Below are 21,054 nucleotides of genomic sequence, written 5' to 3'. Positions count from 1 at the left end.
ATGTTTCTTGCAATTCGGGAATTACTATTTGCAAAGACAAAATATATTTTAATTGGGCTAATTATGGTGTTAACTGCAAGCCTTATCTTTATTATTTCTGGATTGGCACAAGGGCTATCTTCGGATAATGCCTCAGCAATTCAAGACCTTCAAGCAGATGCTCTGATTATAGAAGAAGAAGCTGAAGGGGAGATTGGTAATTCATTTATTCCTGCTGATGAAAGAGAAAAAATGATAGAAGCTCAAGGAGGAAACAATAATGCCAGTACACTTGCAATTCGCATGATGAATACAACCATAAATGACGCTGATCAGCAAATTGATATTGCTCTATTTGCAACCGAGCGTAATGGAATTTTAATGCCGGATGTTGCTGAGGGAATGTTTCCTCAAAAGGCGGATGAAGTATTAGCTGATGCTACCTTGAAGCAAGAAGGTGTTCGATTAGGAGATCAATTACAAGTTGAAGAGAATACATCTTATACGGTTACAGGATTTACGGCAGATCAACGCTATAGCCATACACCTGTTGTCTTTATTAGCAATGATGAATTAGAACAGTTCAATGCTGTTGCTGTCCAAGGTGAAGCTAATACGGATGGATCCTATGAAGTCATTACGAAAGAGACAGCATTAAACGGGATTCCTAGTTATTCCCAAGAACAAGCATCCTTAAATATGATGATTATTTTCTTGTATGTTATTGCTGCTTTTGTTCTAGCAGTGTTTTTCTATGTGATGACCTTACAGAAGCGGGAACAATTTGGTGTCTTAAAAGCTTTAGGTGCGAAAAGCATGTACTTAATTCGTGGGTTAATTGGTCAGGTCATTCTATTGTCACTTATTAGCATTAGTATCGCAGTAGTCGTTACCTTTGGTATTGGTGCCCTGTTTCCAGCCGATATGCCATTTACATTAGAATTAGAGACAATGCTTCAGCCTGCAATCATTATCATAGTTGTTTCCACGATTGGAGCCATTGTATCTCTTTATCAGGTAATTCAAATTGACCCAATAGAAGCTATTGAGGGGGCAGCATATTGACACTTATTTTAGATCATATTACCAAAGCATATACAGACGGACCGAATGAATTTAAAGCATTAGATAATGCATCATTAGAAGTGAAAGCTGGTGAATTTATAGCAATTGTTGGCCCCTCAGGTTCAGGTAAAAGTACCATGCTATCTATTGCCGGTGCACTATTATCACCAACAAGCGGGAAGGTGCTGTTAGATGGAGAAAATATTGCTGGTCTTTCTTCCAAGGAAGTAACCAAACGACGTCTTGATAAAATCGGATTTGTTTTTCAAGCTGCTCATCTAGTACCTTATTTGAAAGTCAAAGATCAATTAAACATTATTCAAGTACTTGCAAAAAAAGGGAAGAAGCACGGAAATGATTTACTTGCACACTTTGGTTTAAAGCATCGGATGAACAATTTTCCAAATGAACTATCTGGGGGAGAACGCCAGCGTGTAGCAATTGCCCGTGCACTCATGAATGATCCGCAGTTAATTCTTGCTGATGAACCGACAGCAAGTCTTGATTCAAAGCGGGGACAGGAGGTTGTCAAACTACTTGCAGATGAAATTAAAAACCGAAATAAAGCAGGAATTATGGTGACTCACGATGAACGCGTGTTGTCGTTTGCAGACCACATCGTAACAATAAGAGATGGGAAAATTGAATAAGGTATAGAGCTGTAGAAATTTATTTTCTACAGCTTTCTTTGTTTATAGGCAGATTACATCTAATTAATTATATTCTATAGTATTAGCCTAGGTCATAAGGTATAATTGGACTGTAAATAGTAAGACTAATTCGAATTTGCTAATAACCGAAGGGAGAGTGATGAGGATCAAATTTCCAAAGCCGACCGTAGAGCAGTTTTTCAGAACTTATGTCATTACTAATTTTTCAGTTAGTAATGATGAAAAACGCCTTGTGTTTAGTACGAATTTAAATGGAAAGATGAACTTATGGGCAATGGATTTGCCTGATGAATTCCCGTATTTATTTGCCCATCACGATGAATCATGCAGCTTTATTAAGTTTGATTCCGAGAATCGATTTGTATTAGCTGGATTTGATAAAGCTGGCGATGAAAATCATCAAATCTATGCATTACCTATGGAAGGAGGGCTACCTCAGCCATTAGTCACCGGTGATCCAAATGAAAAATATTTCTTTGCCCACCTAAGTGGGGATGGGGAACGACTTTATTATGTAACTTCCGTTGACAATCCTTCATTTTTGAATACACATATTCGGCATCTGCAAGATGGGAAGGATGAGTTAATTAATAAGGGAGATCTTTCTCCAACTGAATTAGCGGCAGTTTCTGATGATGAGAATAGCTTTGTTTATACGCGGGTTTTTGCCAATACTTATATAACAGGGGTTGTAAAGGTGGGGAATAAGACATTACATTTAACACCTGATCCAAATAAGGTACATGTCGTATTTGATCCTATCTTTGTCGATAATTCCACCATTTATTTTATAACAGATTATGAAAGCGAATATAGTTATGTGGCGAAATTTGACTTGGAGACTGAGGACTTTGAACAAATCATATCGGTTGATCAAGAAAGCATCCAAACATTGAAATGGAATAAAGACAAAGAAACCCTCTATTTTATAACAGAGAAAGGTGTAGTTGATCAATTATATCGTTATAATCTACAGACAAAGCAGTTGCAAGCATTGGATGCGCCAGTAGATGTGATTGACCAATTGCAAGTAACGAAATCGGGTTCCCTTTATGTTTTAGGAAGAAGTGCTACTGTTCCGCACAATATCTATCAATCTATCGATGGAGAAACGTGGAAACGGTTAACAAATAATCCTGTGCTAGGAGTAAGTAATGATGCTATGGTCGATCCGGAAGTTGTTTCGTATGCGTCATTTGATGGAATGAAGATCGAAGCACTCCTCTTTAAAGCACATCCGGAATATGATAACGGCCATACCATATTCTGGCCGCATGGTGGACCACAAGCTTCTGAACGAAAAATGTTTCGATCGATGTTTCAATGCTTTTTAAATCGTGGATATTCTATATTCGCACCTAATTTCCGCGGGAGTTCAGGATACGGCTCCTCATTTGTGAAAATGGTTGAACAAGACTGGGGAGAAGGTCCTCGTTTAGACTGTATCGCTGGAATTGAATGGCTATTTGAAAATAATATTAGTTCCCAGGACAAACTATTTTTGGTAGGCGGCAGCTACGGTGGATATATGGCGTTATTATTACATGGGCGCCATCCAGAATACTTTAAGGCAGTAGTGGATATCTTTGGCCCGTCTGATTTATTTACATTTGTTACATCGGTTCCTCCTCATTGGAAACCGATTATGGATCGTTGGTTAGGGGATCCGGAACGTGATAAAGAGCGGTTTATTAAAGACTCACCGGTAACCTATTTGGATGGAATGAAAAAGCCGATGCTTGTTATACAAGGGGCTAAAGACCCCCGTGTAGTAAAAGAAGAGTCTGATCAAATTGTAGCCAAATTAGAAAAGGAAGGCCGTGACGTCGAATACCTTGTCTTAGAGGATGAAGGGCATGGCTTTTCTAAAAAGGAAAATGAAATTAAGGTTTATCAACGCATGCTTGATTTTCTACAAAAACATCAAGGGTAGTTGTGCCAAAAAACACAGGGATACGGTTCCTGTGTTTTTTAGCAAATATGTTAGATAAGGAGATATAAACAATGGATTTGATTAAAGAACAATATGATTGGGTACGAATGACAAGGGAAAAATTATTTGATTTTCTTGAGAATATATCTGTTAAGGACTTTCAAACGGAGTTAGAGGATTTTGGGTGGGGCTCTATGAAGCATGCACATTTACATGCTGCTATGTGTTACCATGCTTGGCTAGAGGGATTTGCATGGAAGCGGGAGGTGAAACATGTTTCACCGGAACAAATAACAAAACCAGCGGATATGAAAACAGTCTTTACAGAAGTGGATCAACTTGTTTATGAATTTATCAAGTCGAGTAAGGGAAGATGGAATACCAAAATAGCAGGAACGGTACCATGGCATGAAGAGGAAGTGGAATTTACTAATCTCTGGTTAGTTACGCATATAATGACGCATGAATTTCATCATAAAGGGCAAATTGTTTCGATGGGCAGAAAATTGGGATATGTACCTACCGATACGGATTTAATCGATCCCGTAGAAATAAATCAATACAATAATTAATTTACCCTTTCAAAAAATGTAATTTTTCGGCAAACCATGCCATATAAATGAATAAAGGGGGAAGTAACTTCAACAGTTTGGCAAAGGAAGGAGGTTAAGTTTAGATGAAACGAATCTTCAGGCCATTTTGGAGTTATGATGTAAAGAGAACAGAAAGCTGGCTAAATAACAAGGCCTTATCAGGGTATCAATTAACAGAGATTCATCCGAGTAAAGGCTTATTTTTATTTGAAGCTGGAAACGATCCCCAATCCATTCATTATCATATTGGATATGCCAAATCAGAAGTGCATTCTTTACCTGCCAGCATATCTCATGATGGTTGGAAAGAAGTGTGTTGCCAAGGGAATTGGTTCATTCTTTCCAATGAAAAACCGGCGGTTCAGTTGAAGTGTTATCCAATCCGTGAAGGTATTATTAAGCGTAACCGTAATTTGCTATATGTTCATGGCATGCTCTCTGTGTACATTATTCTAACGGCTTTATTATTCCTTATTCTAGGCGCAACGACGGTGCTCTTTTATGGAGGTGCTTTAAGTTTTAATCCATTTTCGCTTTGGATAACGATCCTCATAATAGGCAGTATTCTCTTGATCGTTGCTCCTTTTCTAACTGTACGGCTATATAAAGCAAATAAACAGTTTTGGTAAAAGCACTTCTATCGAGGTGCTTTTACTTGTGTCTATTTCATGAACATTACATGTTTGTAAACATATATTAAAATGAAACACCACAAAAAAGGATTGACTGAATTTGGGAATTAGGGTTAAAATGTGGTGTATCCTATTAAGGATGATTTAAAAATAGAAAGGAGCTTTAGCGAAGTTTTATTCGGTTCATAAAGCGCCAGGACTATTTTGCCGAACGGTGGGAAAATAGTTGACGAGGTTGGAGGTTATCGAGTATTCGGCGGGTGCCTCCCGATTGTACATCTCAATTGTTATGCTGTTTCTTAAAACAACAAGGCAACTTGTTGGCCAAAGGAAATGAGCAAGATGATTATACAACAATCACGAGAAAGGGGCAGAACAGCGCCCCTATAACCAAATTTATTGGATCGTTTGTCTGCCCCTTGAATAAGGAGGCCACAAACATGTGTGGAATAGTAGGATATATCGGACAAAATGATACAAAGGAAATTTTATTAGACGGTTTACAAAAACTAGAATATCGTGGCTACGACTCAGCAGGTATTGCAATGCTTAATGAAAATGGTGTCAACCTTTTTAAAGTAAAAGGACGTATTGCAACACTTAGAGAGCGCGTAGATCATTCAATTCATGCAACAATGGGAATCGGCCATACCCGTTGGGCGACACATGGTGTGCCAAGTGAAGAAAATGCACACCCGCACCAAAGCGCGTCTGGAAGATTCACACTTGTTCATAATGGAGTAATTGAAAATTATCAAGCAATTAAAGATGCTTATTTAAGTGATGTTGACTTTGCAAGTGAAACCGATACGGAAATTGTTGTTCAACTAATTGAAAAATTATTTGCTGAATTAGGTGACACACCAGCGGCTTTCCGCAAAGCAATGGGCTTATTGAAAGGATCGTATGCTATTGGTATGATTGATAATAAAGATAAAGAAACCTTCTATGTTGCAAAAAACAAGAGTCCATTATTAGTAGGTTTAGGTGATGGATTTAACGTAGTTGCAAGTGATGCGATGGCAACATTGAAAGTTACTGATCAATACTTGGAAATTCATGATCAAGAAATAGTTCTTGTGCATCGTGATCAAGTTGAAATCCAAGATTTAAATGGTACGGTATTAGAACGTGAACCTTATACAGCGCAAATTGATGCTAGTGACATTGAAAAAGGAACGTATCCTCATTTCATGTTAAAAGAAATCGATGAGCAACCATTTGTTATGCGTAAAATTATTAATGAATACCAAACGGAAGATAATGAATTAAAGCTTGATAAAAACGTACGACAGGCAATGAAAGACTGCGATCGTATTTATATTATTGCAGCAGGTACCAGCTACCATGCTGGTTTAGTTGGAAAAGCGTTCATTGAGAAATTAGCCAATATTCCAGTTGAAGTTCACATCGCTAGTGAATTTTCCTATAATATGCCATTACTATCAGTGAAACCACTATTTATCTTTATTTCACAAAGTGGAGAAACAGCAGATAGTCGTGCAGTATTAGTACGTATTAAAGAAATGGGACATCCAGCATTAACGATTACAAATGTACCAGGATCAACCCTTTCTCGTGAAGCAGATTACACGTTGAATTTATATGCAGGACCAGAGATTGCTGTAGCATCAACAAAAGCCTATACAGCACAAATTGCAGTGCTAGCTATTTTAGCAGTAGATACTGCAAAAGCAAAATGCCAAGAATTAGATTTCGATCCAATGCAGGAGCTAGCCATCGTTGCAAATGCAATGGAAGTACTAACCGATCAAAAAGAAACAATTGAAGAATTGGCTCGTGATTATTTAAGCAAGACCCGTAATGCCTTCTTCATTGGTCGTAGTACAGACTACTATGTATGTATGGAAGCAGCTCTAAAATTAAAAGAAATCTCCTATATTCAAGCAGAAGGTTTTGCTGGAGGAGAATTGAAGCATGGAACAATTGCTCTAATTGAAGAAGGTACACCTGTGATTGCCATTTCAACACAAGAGAACGTAAATTATTCCATTCGTGGTAATGTGCAAGAAGTAGTTGCCCGTGGAGCCAATGATATGGTTATCAGCATGAAAGGATTAGAGCAAGATACAGATGCGTTTGTCATTCCACAGGTGCATGAATTATTGACACCACTCGTCAGTGTTGTGCCAATGCAGTTGTTAGCATATTACGCTGCACTTCACCGTGACTGTGACGTAGATAAACCACGTAACTTAGCAAAGAGTGTGACAGTGGAGTAATGAGTAAGGTTAACTGTTTATAAAAAAGTTGCTATCGCCCTGTTACTTTCCATTTCCCTCTGCTAAAAAGTCGGTATCCACTGTTAAATAGTTGGTATATTAGAGGGAAGAGTGTGGAGGAAAAAAGAGCAGGCGAATATGTACTCAATCATTTTTCAATCGTAAAATTAATTATATTTCAGGCTGGATCCAATAGTGGTCCAGTCTTTTTCTACGTTTCCAATAACCCACCAATCCTTTGTCCAATAAGGGTTTCAATAGCCTTTTCAATTTCTAAATCCGTAGGATTTCCAATCTCTATTCAGTTTGTTTCCTAAATGTAACACCATCCTACAATTGCTATATTTCCTTTCTTTTATCTTGATTCTTCTCTCTGTTCGGTACGAACTCTTTAACATTGTCCGAATATTCGATACAGGCCAGAGCGGAGAAAAGGAGGCGAAAATGGAGGTTTTAGGGAAGAACTTAATAACATAATGGAGGGAAGAAGAAGTCGAGAAAAGAAGGTGGAATCCTTGGGGGACAAGGGATTGAGGGGGGCGGATACCAAGAAAGTAACAGTGAGATAGTTGCTATAGACTGGAAATAAAGTTGTTTACTTTAGCTGTTACTATGAGTTAATCATAGTAACAGCTTTTCTTATATTTTTATTTGGAGGAATAACATGTCGAAATGCTCAAATAAATGGACAGAGGAGCAAACAGAAATTTCTGGCTGACCATTTATAATTCAAACCGGTCCAGTTTAATTGAATAAACGTCTAAAATTCAAGAATTGGTTTCCATGTTAGAGCGTTTATTTCCTCTGTAAATGAAATAAATAGCAATAATCATAAATAGTAGTGCAACAAGCCGCTTCCAGTCTAAAGGTATTACTAAACTATCGAACCAGCCAAAATGATCAATAATCATACTAATTGAAAGCTGTCCGCTGATAACGGCAACATTGGTCGCTATGACCCCAATTCTTGGAACAGCTATGACAGAGAGAAGTAAGAACGCCGTACCTAAAAATGCAGCGCTTAACTGCCATACTGGTGCCGAAAGTATCCGGAGCACATTACCTTGACCGAAAAATATAATAATAATTGTCAGAAATACTAACCCAGTTAACATGGTTAAAAACGTCGTTTCAATTGTTCCGGCTTTCCGGCTGAATGTTCCATGGACGGATGATTGTGCGCTTAATGTGATACCAGCTAATAAGGTAAATAGAATCATTAATATATCCATTATTAGACCTCCTAGTTAATTAATATAAGGGCAATTATCATGGAAATAACTGCAAATACTTTTTCTTTATTAATTTTGGTTTGCTGAATACCAAGCCAACCAAAATGTTCAATAACCATACTCATAATCAGTTGACCGATAATTACTGTAACCATCGTTATACCAACACCAACAAAAGGCACACTAATAACGATAGCTGTTAAATATACGACTCCTAAGATTCCGCCAAGAAGTGACCATTTTGGTGCTTCCATCGTATAGGAAAGTTTCCCCTTCCCAAAGAATAACCATAATAATCCCATGATGAGAGTACCCATAAAGAAGTTATAAAAACTGGTTTCCAGCTCTCCTATTGTTTCTCCAAGTTGACCGTATATTGCACTTTCGAAGCTAAGTGCTGTCCCTGCTAATACGGCTAAAATATATGCTAAGTAACGCATGACATAACATCCTCCTTAATCCTTATATTTAAATATCTAAAATAACCGATATATCGATTTGTAAAAAAAACAGAAATCTACAATCAATTTAGATTTCCGTTTTAAAATATTCAGCTAACCGAGATAAGATTTCTTCATTTCGCCGATAATAGGTCCATTGACCATAACGAACAGATTCCAGGATTCCTGCATTCTGCATCATATTTAGGTATTGGGAAACCGTAGATTGAGAAGCCTTAGCTTTTTCCTGAATATCTCCTACACATACTCCTCCTTTGATACTTACCCCCTTTGGTAGATGAGCGCCTTGTTTAGGAAAATGCTTCTCTGGTTCCTTCAACCACTTCAAAATGTTAAGTCGAGTTTCATTTGATAATGCTTTAAATACACGAATAGGTTCCATAAACATAATTGTATATCTGGATTTCTCGATATGTCAAGCAGATAAAGAAAGAACATAGTACCAAAAATGAAGTGAAACTTATTTCTTATCTTATTCCTCTTGAATATTGAAAAGGTGAGTTTACTTTATGAGTTAATCTCTTTTCTGCATGTAAACTCCAATAAGGATCATTAAGCATGCCTCTTGCAATGGCCACAAGTTCTGCATCTCCATTTGAAATGGTTGCTTCTGCCAGTTCTGGGCTGCTTAATTTACCAACAGCGATAACCGGAAGGTCTAATTGTTTTTTAAACTCACGTGCAAAGGGCACTTGATAACCCGGCGTATTTTGTGGTTTACGTTCTCCGGGGGGCCCTTCCCCACCACTTGAAACGTGAAAAACATCTACACCAGCTTTTTTAAAACGTTTTGCCATATCAATAGAGTATGGTAAGTCATAGCCCCCATCTATATACTCAATAGCAGACATTCGCATGATTAGTGGCATATCTGCTGGCATTACACTTTTGACCGCCTTTATAACTTCTTCCCCAAAGAGCGCTAGGTCTTCCCCATACTCATCTGTACGATTGTTGCTGCTTGGTGACATAAACTGATGCAAGAGATAACCATGAGCGCCGTGTAATTCAATTGTATCAAAACCTGCTTTTATAGCTCTTTCAGCAGCGAGTTTAAATTTCTGAACGGTTTCTTTCACTTCTTGGTTTGTTAAAGCCCTTGGGGGGCTAAGTTCACCATTCATGGTTTCCTCTGGTAATACTTCTACAGGTATATCGGAAGCTCCTACAGGTTGAACGGCATCTTCTGCTTTTCTGCCTGCATGAGCAATTTGAATTCCAACCTTGGTGTCGTACTTTTTTAATTCATTAACAAGTCGTTGGTAATGTGGTATTTGTTCATCAGACCAAAGACCAAGATCTCCATTTGTAATACGCCCCTCGGGGGTAACACTAGTCATCTCCATAATAATTAGACCTGTTCCTCCAATCGCTCTTGAAACATAGTGAACAAAGTGCCAATCGTTTGGGGCACCATCTTCTTTAGTGACTGAGTACTGACACATCGGAGACATAACAATACGATTTTTCAATGTTAGATTTTTAATTGTATATGGGCTGAATAAACGACTCATAACAGAAAAACTCCTTTTTTTTTAGGATTGCTTTCAGAAAAAGGCAGCCAGCCAGGTCGACTTTGAACATATTCCCACATCGCATCAGGGAAACATAAATCTTTATAATCTTTTGGTTTGATTTCAGTACGAATGGAGGTTTCATTACCATCTTTAATTTTGCGTATCCAATCTGGCTCAACGAGTAATCCTCTGCCAATGGCTACTAATGGAAGCCCAAGTTCCAGAGTGTTTAAAGCATCATCAGGAGTTTGAATCTTACCAACGCCTATCAAAGGTATATCTTGTCCAATTTCTTCTTGAATATTGGCTAGTACGGCATCCTTAGATTCTTTATTTCGAATGGAAGACTGCTGCGCATCTCCAACAGATACATGGATATAATCTAAGCCTTCTTTTTTAAGTTTGCTCATTAATGCAAGGGTATCATCTAAGGTAATGCCCGGTTCTTCAATCTCTTCTGGGGAAATACGGTATCCAAACAAAAATGGCTTTTTGGAATAAGTGTCAATCATTTCTTTTGCTGATTGGACCACTGCCAAAGGAAATCTCATTCTTTTTTCTAATGTTCCGCCCCATTCATCATTTCTGCGATTAGAATGTGGAGAAAAGAATTGTTGGATTAGATAAGTGTTAGCTCCATGAATTTCAACACCATCAAATCCTGCTTCAATTGCTCTTCGAGTAGCTTCTCCAAATGCCTTAACCATTTCATGAACTTCTTCAGTGCTTAATTCTCTTGGTGTCTCAGCATCCTTTCGGGGGGCAGGTATAGCACTGGCGCTTACCGTTTGTTCACCAATTGCTGCGCTCATTCCCATTCTCCCAACATGAAAAATCTGTAAAATAGCCTTCGTTCCACAACTCTTTATTGACTCAGCTAATTTAGATAGACTTTCGATGTGTTTGTCTGAAGACACACTAAGTGAACCTGGAAACTTTCCGTTCTCCATCACTTGAGCACAAGAAGTAATGACCATACCAACGCCAGTTGCTCTTCGTTTGTAATAAAGGTATTCATCTGTGGTGACCATGCCATTTTCAAATGATGATTGAGTTGTCATTGGTGCCATAATTATGCGGTTGTCTAGACGAAATCCAGATTTAAACGTAAATGGTTCAAAGAGACTTGAATATTTCACATTCATTTTTGTTCTCACTCCTTTCATATGTTTGCGCATGAAATATCATATTCTAGTTCAGGGAAAAAACTAAAAAACCATTTGTATGCACATGCATATAATATAACTTATGATATAATGATGTCAATAAAAAGAATTGGAAAGGGTTATTATCATGAATAATAATGAGTTGTTTAATGCTTGGATTAATCTGACAAAATATCACGACCGTATACTGAAATCAATGGATTATACACTTCAAGATCAATTCCAATTAGGGATTAAAGAATTTTATCTTATGTATTACTTGGTACAATCAGAACAAAAGAAGATGAGGTTATCAGATTTAGTTTCAAAAGTGGGCCTTAGTCATAGTGCTCTATCACGCTTAGTTACAAGACTGGAACAACATCGAGGCGAGTCGTTAGTTGAACGCCAAACGGATGCAATTGATAAACGATCAGTGGATATCTTTCTCATGAAAAAAGGAGAAGAACTTTTTAATGAAATGCAAATGGTAATTAATAATAGCTTACGATCTCAAATGAGTGAAAAGGATATACAAAATATTAAAAGGCTTGTTGAATAAGTCGGCAATACGGATTGAAATAACCTAATGCTATTCCATTTTGTTTAATAAAAGTAAATATTTTCTTATTACAGTTACTGTAGACGTGAAGTAAAGTTCTTTAAAAAAACTTAAAAATCACCCATCAATTAAAATAATAGCTAAGTGTTTAATTTGAAATACATATATGTGAAGAGCCTATGGTTTTTCTATATATTTTAAGTCATGTGAACTTTGAAATGGTTATGTGAACGCAATTGGGAACTGAATCATTATCATTGTAGAATCATCATCTTAAGTACAAATTTTTCCAAACGTTATAATACTTTTAATAAAGTATTCTCGTTTTTGAATGCTCCTTTTCTGTAAGAGACTACGTGTTTACTGCAGAGTTTACATTTAAATATAATGAGGATGTTCGGTGGCCAGCTTATGAAAGATAAGAAAGTCGTACTGTTAAACGCGCGCGTAGGTTTTTATTCTGCTCTGGTAAACAGAGATGTCCGTCAACTACAAGGAGATCATGGAAGAAGTCGTGATTGAATGTCATAATGTAAAGCGAGGTCAGACGACTAAGATTACCGAATTCGGACTAAAAAAGCAGCAGAAGTGCCGGGGAAATTGGTTTGTAAATTCGCTCAAACGGATATTCACTATTTTTTCCAAAAACTTTCCTTTTGAAAATAAGACAAAAGAAGAAATCCCATATTGCACAATTAAGCTAGATCTTAGATAGAAAATACACAAAGTGTGAGCATAATTACTTCTTTTTATACAAATTTCTTTCCCTAAAGATTTGAAGCATATAGTTGCATTCGGTATTCATATTAGTTATTATGTAATTGATCAATCAATAAATAAACATGAGTAGGTGTTTCCGTATGGCTAGACCAAAAAAAGAAAAACGTAAGGAAGATATTCTTGAAGCAGGGTTGGAAGTTTTTGCAAAAAGAGGTTACTATAATACAACTACTGCACTCATTGCAGAAAAGGCGGGCATTTCTCAACCTTATGTCTTTAAATTTTTTAAAACAAAAGAAGAGTTGTTTATCGCTGCGTTAGATAGAGCTTTTGAAAGAATCCTTCAGACTTTTGAAAATGTTGAGGCTAACCAAGATAATCTGGTTGCCAAAATGATTGATGCGTATGAGGAGTTGTCTGAATCAAATCCCAATGAAATTGCGTTACAGGTTATAGGTTTATCGGTGATGGAAGAGTCCATTCAAAAATCAATGAGAAAAGGCTTATCAAATATTAGAAATTATACACTAGAAAGGTTTCGATCTAAAGGAATACCAAACGGGGAAAGGGAAGTCACGACCTTTATGGCAAGGGGGATGCTCTGTAATATTTCCTTTTTCATAGAGTTACCCGAGCTTATTGGTGGTGAACAAGACCGATGACGAATTATCATCGGTTTTTTCACACTATGTTATTTATTGATTGATCACTAATTAAAAAAGGATGAGATTATGAAAACTGCAATTGTATTAGGGGCGACGGGTGGAACAGGTCAGGTTATCGTTTCAGAATTGCTGGAGAGGCAAGTCGAAGTTATTGCTTTCGGACGTTCCGAAAATAAATTGAAATCATTAATGAAGGAGCACGATTTTGATCAACGGTTGTCATACAAAATAGGTGATATATTCGATTACCAATCTATTGTTGATGCAGCAAGAGACGCAGAAGTTATATTTCAATGTGCCAACGTTAAATATCAAGAAATGGAGGGGAAGCTTCATTTGCTTGGAGAAAGTGTAATGAAAGCATCAGATATTCTGGGGAAAAAGATTGTTATTGTAGATGGGATTTATGTTTATGGACATCAAATTGCGAAGGGGGATGAGAATCATCCACAACAGCCACATACTAAAAAAGGTGAATTACGAGTAAAATTTGAGAAATTAATATTTAGTAACAAATGGGAGAATGCAAAAGCATTAATTGTAAGGCTACCGGATTATTATGGTGTGACTTCACAGAATTCTTATTTACAACCCACCTTGGAAGGAATGGCTGCTCAAAAAGTTACCTTTTTTATTGGGAATTTAGCAACACCACGAGAATATGTATATTTACCAGATGCAGCTATGATGATTATAAATATAGCAGAAAAAGAAGATGCTTATGGAGAAAATTGGAATATACCTGGATCAGGATTGATATCAGGTAAGGAAATTATCCAGATTGCTCGTAAGGTAACTGGAAACAGAAAAATAGTCATCCCTTTAAATAAAAGTATTATTCGTTTAATTGGATTGTTTGACCCGTTTATGAGGGAAGTGGTTGAGATTATGTACCTCACTAAAGAAGGGTTTGTTTTAAGTGGGGAAAAATACGAAAAACGTATCGGACCCGTTCCTGCAACTCCCTTCCAAAAAGGCCTTGAAGAAACGTTACGACTTTTAATGCATAAAAAAAATTAGAGGTTCAATGATGTAAACAGAAGAATGGTTTAGATGAAAGCTGGTGAAATGATTTGTGTTAAACCTTATTCAGAAATCGGCGTAGTTCAAACAAGAACTATGCCTGTTCTGGATAAACATTTAGTTTTTCTTCATTAGCAACATTGAATAATCTTAAAGGAAAAGCATGAAGGTTACTAAGTAAAAAGGAATGTTAAAAATAATTTTAATATAATACATAGGATTATAAGTTTCTACACTATACTTTAAGTTCTTACACAGACCCCAATCGTAAGGAAAACAGATTTTCTTACTAACTTTATTTGAAGATATTAGAACTGGAAATCAATAGCTTTATTAAAATTGAACAACTTTATTTATTCACAGTCTGCAAAGGCGACGAAGATATGCATGGTGTCGTGTCAAATTAAGTAACTTTATTCTCATATGATCCGTTTCCCCCCTTTGGATATGATTGTCCAAAGGGGTGTTTTTATGTCCGAAAAAAGAAGATCTAAAGTTGATAAGTAGATTAAAGAAGGGAATCGGGTAGTGGAACATTAAACCGTATTGGCGCAACCATAACTGCAGGAAGTACGCTATCTTCTTCAACCTAATACAGCTACCCCTTTAAGGAATGCATAAAACGCATTTCTATATTTTAAATATAATGGTACTGTTTTACCCCTTTGGATGTTATTTGTCTAAAGGGGTTTGTTATGGTAAAAGTAATATAGGTCATGGATATTATAAGAAGTTTTAAGATGAATGAAAATGGCATTATATCAAGTTAGTAGAACATACAGTGAAATACGATGAACTATATTGTTTAGTAGAAATAATCTCTTTTAAATTTACCACCATTTCAAAAGCAAGTGAACCAGTAACAGGCTGTCACTTTTATTGAAACTTCGTAAAAAGAAAGGGAAAGGATGTTTGAAATGGCAGATTTTACAATTAATCAGGAGAATATAAGCGATGCTGCTCTCCCTTTATTTTCCCTTACCATCTACGATTCACATGTGACAGCTGTTTACAGCGATACGGATATGCAAGCTGAGCTGATGAGGGTCCTTCGCGGCGATTCCAATATCTCGGTTTTTGATAAGCAGGAGGGATTGTACAGCCGCATATCGGTGGAAAGCAATGTCGCCTTTTATCATAAATGGTTCGGATGTCACACGCCGTTGCCAGAGATTCTCGTACAGTTTGAACTGCAAAGCTGTGCAAAACAACCTTTGCATCAGTGTTCGGAATCGGAAATCCGACGGATCTATTTTGCAAAATATTATATGAGCGGCGTTAAGCCAATGGTATTCCATGAACCAATACACGGTGTTGATGTCAGGACAGTTAATACCTTTATTACGATGCTTCAAAAAATTAAAGACGTTGCAACACCTGTACTCATTTTAGTATCCAACATGGAACATGCATTGTTACTTGGTGACATTGCATATAAGCTGCAACAAACTGGAATGAAGCAAGTTGAAATTGATGAAGAGGACATAGTAACTTCAGAAATGGAGGGTACTGATCTCCCAACTACTGCAAACCTATTCAAGATCTCTGCAAAGGTGGATGATAAAATGATTTTATTTGATCCGCCTGAGATCGACTATATCGAAAGCCAGGATGGAAAGGCGATGATTGTCATCAATGAGGAATCATATGCGATGGATGCCACACTGGTAGAAGTTGAGCAGAAATTGAAGGTTTACGGCTTTTACCGTTGTCATCGGTCCTACATTGTGAATCTGCAAAAGGTACGTGAAATCATTACATGGTCGAAAAACACATATTCACTCAGAATTAATAATAAAATTCAGTCGACTATTCCGTTGTCGCGAACCAAAATTCAAGATATTCAAGAGAAATTAAGCCTTAAATGAGTACAGTTCATTTTTAATAGCAGGTACAGGGGGCTTTCAAACGTTATTTTTTAACCGAAATTCAGTACAGTTCACCCTCTTTTTGGTACATTCCATTGGGATTTGACTGTGCCCTCAAGCATCAGCCGCTATGATTGAAGCAGTTGATCAAGGGAGGTTTTTCAGTTGGAAAATATCATTGAAGTAAAAGGAATGCAGAAAGTTTTTGGCTCAAATACCGCTATTAAACATGTTAATTTTGGTATTAATCAAGGGGAGATTTTTGGGTTGCTTGGTCCAAGTGGATCTGGCAAAACAACAACAGTTAAGATTTTAACCGGAGAACTATCGCAAACTACTGGTGACGTGAAAGTGCTCGGTATCGATTCAGAGCGTTTTGATACATCCGATTTCAAATCTAAGATTGGGATATTATCGGATAATAGCTCGTTGTATGAGCGGCTGACCGTCTATGATAACCTGAAATTATTTTGTAAATTATATCGTGCATCATTGAATCAAATTGACGTCATCCTGCGGGAGGTTAATTTGCAAGATGATCGTTCCAAAACGGTTTCGAAGCTGTCAAAAGGGATGAAGCAACGTGTACTGCTTGCCAAAGCGCTCATCCATAAGCCTAAACTGGTATTTCTGGATGAACCAACATCAGCTCTGGATCCCGCCAATATGGCACATATACACCGTGGGCTGCAAAAGCTGAATGATGCCGGTACAACGATTTTTTTGACAACGCATAATATGGAGGAAGCAACTGAACTATGTGACCGTGTAGCATTTCTGCACAATGGCGAACTAAAGGAACTAGATAGTCCTGCCGCACTACGATATAAATACTCAACACATGCTTTTCATGTGGAAACTTTTGATGGTGATCAATTGGTCATTGAAAACCAACCGGAGAAAGCCAATCAAATAAAGGACTTAATTGCAAACGGACAAGTAAAAGCAATGCATACCGATAATCCAACACTTGGTCAGATTTTTTTAAAAGTGACCGGAAAGGAGCTGGTATAGATGAACATTCAACGTATATCTGCCATATTTGAAAAAGACATAAAAGATTTCATGAAGAACATGATGCTGTTGGTGTTACCGGTAATACCAATTGTCACTGCGTTAATGTTCGACGGCATTGGTGAAGATAAGCTTCCACTGGCGTTAAGCTATGTAATTGTTGGAGGGACATTTTCAACGGTTACATCAAGCTGTATAATGACCATGATGGCAGAAGAAAATGAGAAAAAGACATTGCGTGGTTTGATACAGTCTCCTGCTTCCCTTTTGGATATTATTGTAGGTAAAAGTCTGGTCACTGGACTCATAACATTGATTTCCCTTGTTGTGTCATTGGTGATTATTGGCATAGAACCGTTTCTGAACTTCAGGGTATTCGTTGGATTAATCTTGCTGTTTTTGTTCTTTTTACTGCTTGGTATCGGTATTGGGTTATTTTCAAAGTCGCTTGCTGCAACATCCGCTTACCTGATGCCAGTCATATTCCTATTCGGTTTCACACCGATGTTAAATGCGTTTGGTTTTGCAGAAGACAGTATGGCCATTAAAATTACGGATATGTTTCCAATTATGCAAGCAATTGAAATACATGATACTAACTCCTGGCTGCCAATGGGGATACTGGCTGTTTGGATCATCGGTGCAGGATTGTTTACGTATGTTTGTTTTCGAAAGTCTATGACGGATGATTAAGAGGTATCTTATAAGTGTAGCCGCATGATTGAACCATGCGGCTGCTTTTTAAGATATCGATTTTGATAAAGACAGAGGGATTATTTCGAGCGGGTTTACGGAATGACACCTCTATAACGATGGTAATCAACCTAGTTAATTGTTAATTTTTTTCTTTTACTGGCATCCAAATTTCACTATATACATTTTCCGGTGAACCTTCGTGTTTTGTAAAAGAAATGCCAGGTATATCGGATACTTGATAATCTGATGAAGGCAACCATTCAGAATAAATTTTTGCAGTCGTTTCTTGCAGTGTAGAAGGAAATGGTCCTTGATTAGGGAAAATTGCCCATAAACTTTTATCAATAGAAATCTGTTCTAGATCATCGAATGGATTTTCTTTTGTAGTTGCAAACCCAATCATATGCGTTAAATAACCTTTTTCTTCCAAGTAACCATCATCAAAATCATAAGATACATTCAAAACGTGGTGAGGATATAAATCAGCTAATTGATGCATTTCATTTCTTTGTTGTTCGGTAATGGATTTGGCTAATTCCAAGATAGCATTATTTTCACCTTCGAATTGAATGGGTACTCTTTTCGATACACCTACAATATTGAACTTCTCTTTTTCTTCCATTTTGAATTCCATCGATATTCCTCCTCTTATATCTATAAAGAATGTAAATTTGGGAAATGATTTTTGAATTTTATTTTTAGCTACTTCTGATGGTAAAAAACCACTCCATTCACGAAAGGCTCTTGAAAATCCTTCTATAGATTGATATCCATATTTATAGGCTATATCTGTCACTTTTTCTCCGTTTATTAATTCAACATTTGCAACGGATAATCTTCGGTTTTTGATATACGCATTCAATGACATTCCAGCCATATATGAAAACATTCTTTTAAAATGGTAATTAGATATCCCTACAATTTTTGATATATCTTGTTCAGAGATGTCATCCGTTAAATGCGTTTCAATGTAATCCATTAAACTATTGAATTTTTGTAACATCCTTTTCCCTCCCTTTACAAGTACATAGTATCGTTAAAAATGATCCCTTACTTGATATTTTTAGTACGGGATTTATCGGAACTTCTTGTTATGTATTAGTATAGTTATTTAATTAACTCTTTCATAACATTCTTATTCACCATCGATTTATTCACTGGTTGAGATCGTCGAGTAATTTCCGAGTGTAAATGATATTTATTTGTGAAAAGTTAGGAATGTATTTTCCAGATGTTGTTAGGAGAATGTGGATTTACTACGTTAAGGATTTCCAAGAATAAAGCCCAATTCCCTACATTCTTATCGAAAAAATTGGGCGTTTTCCTATTTCTTCATAACAAACTATTACTACTCCAGAGGAGCTAGTTGCGTTTATCTTGCTCATTCTATTAAATCATTTGCTTATTGCTTGGTATTGGATTCCTTCCTATAATCTTCTTTTAATGCTTTAACAAGAGACACGATCATAAACAGCAATATAAAGGCGAAAGGAAATGCTGAGACAATAGATGCTGTTTGTAATGCCCCCAGTCCGCCAGATGCGAGTAATACCGAAGCAGTTGCTGCTTGGATAACGCCCCATATCATTTTTATTTTGTTAGGCGGATTTAAACTACCGTTTGTCGTTTGCATGCCCAAAACAAAGGTTGCAGAATCGGCAGACGTAATAAAGAAGGTACTAATTAATAGTATGGCGACGATGGTTAATACTGGGGCATATGGGAATGATTCGAATAAACCAAATAATGTTTCTTCTTGGGCTAACTCCGTCAGACCAGTATTTATGCCATTTATTTCTTGAAATAGACTAGATCCACCAAAAACAACAAACCATAACGCACAAAAAATAGTTGGGATAAACAATACGCCAATTACAAATTCTCGAATGGTTCTTCCTTTAGAGATACGAGCAATGAAGGTTCCTACAAAGGGAGACCATGCAATAAACCAAGCCCAATAGAAAACAGTCCATTGCTGAACCCAACCATTAAAATTATCATCAAATGACCCTGTTTGAAAACTAAGTGATACGAATGATTCAACATAGTCTCCTAAAGTAGAAATAAACGTATTGAGTATAAATGTGGTTGGTCCAAGGATTAAAGTTAAACCAAGAAGTAACACTGCCAAAATGATATTGGTATTACTTAAGTATTTGATTCCTTTACTTATCCCTGACCAAGCCGAGAACATAAACAAAACCGTTACAATAACAATAATAATGAGCTGGGTACTAAACGTATTTTCTATATCAGTAACAAATGATACCCCACCGCTAATTTGCGAAGCTCCCAAACCGAGAGAGGTTGCAACTCCAAAAATAGTGGCAAATACTGCAATAATATCGATAACATTTCCAATCCAGCCGTTTGTTTTCTCTCCTAGTAGAGGCTGAAAGGTAGAACTAATTAGTCCGGGTGCACCTCTTCTAAACTTGAAATAAGCGATAGCTAATGCGATAACTGTGTAGATACCCCAAGTTTGTAACCCCCAATGAAACACAGAAAAACGAAGAGCATTTTTAGCAGCATCCACACTTTCTGGTTCTGCTTCAGGAGGTGACGCGAAGTGAGCAAGAGGTTCCGCAGCTCCCCAGAATATAATTCCTATACCCATTCCTGCACTAAATAACATAGCGAACCATGTTATTTTATTATATTCTGGTTTATCTTCCTTTTTCCCTAACCGCATCTTCCCAAAGCGGCTAAAAATAAGATAGATAGAAAAAATTAAAAATATAGCGACAGAAACAATATAGAACCAGCCAAATTGTGAAGTCAAAAACGATTGAACTTCAGAAGTAATTAGCTCTAAATTAGATGGTGCTATCACTCCCCATAGAACAAAAATAGCTGAAATAAACAAAGATATCCAAAATACTTTTCCAACTTTAATCACAAATTATTCCCCTTTCAAAACTTATATAATACTTCATGCTTCTATCGGCTAACGGATAACAGCTCATTTAATGATATTAAAGATAAATGTGTTCCCGTTATGAAAAAAATCCTCCCTTTTAAAAACAGCTATCCTA

Annotated in this window: 19 protein-coding genes; 12 read left to right on the top strand and 7 right to left on the bottom strand. The window is 36.9% G+C overall.

Annotated elements, in window-relative coordinates; genetic code table 11:
• The 6 genes from JKP73_RS19325 (at position 1) to glmS (ending at position 7,116) form a co-directional block, all read left to right on the top strand.
• Positions 1 to 1,044, top strand: coding sequence for an ABC transporter permease (locus JKP73_RS19325; protein ID WP_200411694.1), 1,044 nt, complete (start codon positions 1 to 3; stop codon positions 1,042 to 1,044).
• Positions 1,041 to 1,694: an ABC transporter ATP-binding protein gene (locus tag JKP73_RS19320; RefSeq protein ID WP_021290421.1), complete on the top strand. Its 654-nt coding sequence runs from the start codon at positions 1,041 to 1,043 to the stop codon at positions 1,692 to 1,694. The genes JKP73_RS19325 and JKP73_RS19320 overlap by 4 nt, the downstream gene beginning before the upstream one ends.
• Positions 1,695 to 1,854: 160 nt before the next feature.
• Positions 1,855 to 3,648: a S9 family peptidase gene (locus JKP73_RS19315; protein ID WP_188943975.1), complete on the top strand. Its 1,794-nt coding sequence runs from the start codon at positions 1,855 to 1,857 to the stop codon at positions 3,646 to 3,648.
• A 71-nt stretch (positions 3,649 to 3,719) separates the two neighbouring features.
• Positions 3,720 to 4,220 carry a DinB family protein gene (locus tag JKP73_RS19310; protein WP_021290423.1) on the top strand — a complete coding sequence of 167 codons (501 nt, stop codon included), beginning with the start codon at positions 3,720 to 3,722 and terminating at the stop codon, positions 4,218 to 4,220.
• 104 nt (positions 4,221 to 4,324) lie between these two features.
• Positions 4,325 to 4,870 (top strand): DUF2812 domain-containing protein, encoded by a 546-nt coding sequence (locus JKP73_RS19305; protein ID WP_200411693.1) that lies wholly within the window; start codon positions 4,325 to 4,327, stop codon positions 4,868 to 4,870.
• A 443-nt stretch (positions 4,871 to 5,313) separates the two neighbouring features.
• Positions 5,314 to 7,116 (top strand): glutamine--fructose-6-phosphate transaminase (isomerizing), encoded by a 1,803-nt coding sequence (gene glmS, locus JKP73_RS19300; RefSeq protein WP_200411692.1) that lies wholly within the window; start codon positions 5,314 to 5,316, stop codon positions 7,114 to 7,116.
• A 767-nt stretch (positions 7,117 to 7,883) separates the two neighbouring features.
• Here the strand turns inward: glmS and JKP73_RS19295 are convergent.
• The 5 genes from JKP73_RS19295 to JKP73_RS19275 form a co-directional block, all read right to left on the bottom strand.
• Complete coding sequence (locus JKP73_RS19295) at positions 7,884 to 8,348, bottom strand: DMT family transporter (protein ID WP_021290426.1); 465 nt, start codon at positions 8,346 to 8,348, stop codon at positions 7,884 to 7,886.
• Positions 8,349 to 8,359: 11 nt separating this feature from the next.
• Positions 8,360 to 8,788, bottom strand: coding sequence for a DMT family transporter (locus JKP73_RS19290; protein WP_021290427.1), 429 nt, complete (start codon positions 8,786 to 8,788; stop codon positions 8,360 to 8,362).
• Positions 8,789 to 8,876: 88 nt separating this feature from the next.
• The gene (locus JKP73_RS19285; protein WP_031335345.1) at positions 8,877 to 9,191 is read right to left on the bottom strand and encodes an ArsR/SmtB family transcription factor; all 315 of its coding nucleotides are present in this window, start codon (positions 9,189 to 9,191) and stop codon (positions 8,877 to 8,879) included.
• 85 nt (positions 9,192 to 9,276) lie between these two features.
• Positions 9,277 to 10,323 (bottom strand): NADH:flavin oxidoreductase/NADH oxidase, encoded by a 1,047-nt coding sequence (locus JKP73_RS19280; RefSeq protein ID WP_021290429.1) that lies wholly within the window; start codon positions 10,321 to 10,323, stop codon positions 9,277 to 9,279.
• Complete coding sequence (locus JKP73_RS19275; protein WP_200411691.1) at positions 10,320 to 11,471, bottom strand: NADH-dependent flavin oxidoreductase; 1,152 nt, start codon at positions 11,469 to 11,471, stop codon at positions 10,320 to 10,322. The genes JKP73_RS19280 and JKP73_RS19275 overlap by 4 nt, the downstream gene beginning before the upstream one ends.
• Positions 11,472 to 11,619: 148 nt before the next feature.
• Here JKP73_RS19275 and JKP73_RS19270 point away from each other — a divergent pair, with 148 nt between their 5' ends.
• From JKP73_RS19270 to JKP73_RS19245, 6 genes are all read left to right on the top strand, one after another.
• The gene (locus JKP73_RS19270) at positions 11,620 to 12,033 is read left to right on the top strand and encodes a MarR family winged helix-turn-helix transcriptional regulator (protein WP_021290431.1); all 414 of its coding nucleotides are present in this window, start codon (positions 11,620 to 11,622) and stop codon (positions 12,031 to 12,033) included.
• Positions 12,034 to 12,893: 860 nt separating this feature from the next.
• Positions 12,894 to 13,415, top strand: coding sequence for a TetR/AcrR family transcriptional regulator (locus tag JKP73_RS19265; RefSeq protein WP_021290433.1), 522 nt, complete (start codon positions 12,894 to 12,896; stop codon positions 13,413 to 13,415).
• Between the two features lie 69 nt (positions 13,416 to 13,484).
• The gene (locus JKP73_RS19260; protein ID WP_200411690.1) at positions 13,485 to 14,438 is read left to right on the top strand and encodes an SDR family NAD(P)-dependent oxidoreductase; all 954 of its coding nucleotides are present in this window, start codon (positions 13,485 to 13,487) and stop codon (positions 14,436 to 14,438) included.
• 920 nt (positions 14,439 to 15,358) lie between these two features.
• The gene (locus JKP73_RS19255) at positions 15,359 to 16,309 is read left to right on the top strand and encodes a response regulator transcription factor (protein WP_200411689.1); all 951 of its coding nucleotides are present in this window, start codon (positions 15,359 to 15,361) and stop codon (positions 16,307 to 16,309) included.
• A gap of 165 nt (positions 16,310 to 16,474) precedes the next feature.
• Positions 16,475 to 17,323: an ABC transporter ATP-binding protein gene (locus JKP73_RS19250; RefSeq protein WP_200411688.1), complete on the top strand. Its 849-nt coding sequence runs from the start codon at positions 16,475 to 16,477 to the stop codon at positions 17,321 to 17,323.
• Positions 17,324 to 18,016, top strand: coding sequence for an ABC transporter permease (locus tag JKP73_RS19245; RefSeq protein WP_200411687.1), 693 nt, complete (start codon positions 17,324 to 17,326; stop codon positions 18,014 to 18,016).
• Between the two features lie 142 nt (positions 18,017 to 18,158).
• On the opposite strand, the gene JKP73_RS19240 is transcribed toward JKP73_RS19245, so the two are convergent.
• Positions 18,159 to 19,022 (bottom strand): AraC family transcriptional regulator, encoded by an 864-nt coding sequence (locus tag JKP73_RS19240; RefSeq protein ID WP_021290439.1) that lies wholly within the window; start codon positions 19,020 to 19,022, stop codon positions 18,159 to 18,161.
• Between the two features lie 399 nt (positions 19,023 to 19,421).
• Positions 19,422 to 20,918, bottom strand: a complete 1,497-nt coding sequence (locus JKP73_RS19235; protein WP_021290440.1) for a glycine betaine uptake BCCT transporter — start codon at positions 20,916 to 20,918, stop codon at positions 19,422 to 19,424.
• Positions 20,919 to 21,054 lie beyond the last annotated feature (136 nt).

The sequence above is a fragment of the Virgibacillus salexigens genome (assembly GCF_014905415.1).
GTDB classification, from domain to species: Bacteria; Bacillota; Bacilli; order Bacillales; family Amphibacillaceae; genus Virgibacillus; species Virgibacillus salexigens.
Note: the sequence above shows the minus strand (reverse complement) of the source record. Positions and strands in the feature narration are given on the sequence as shown.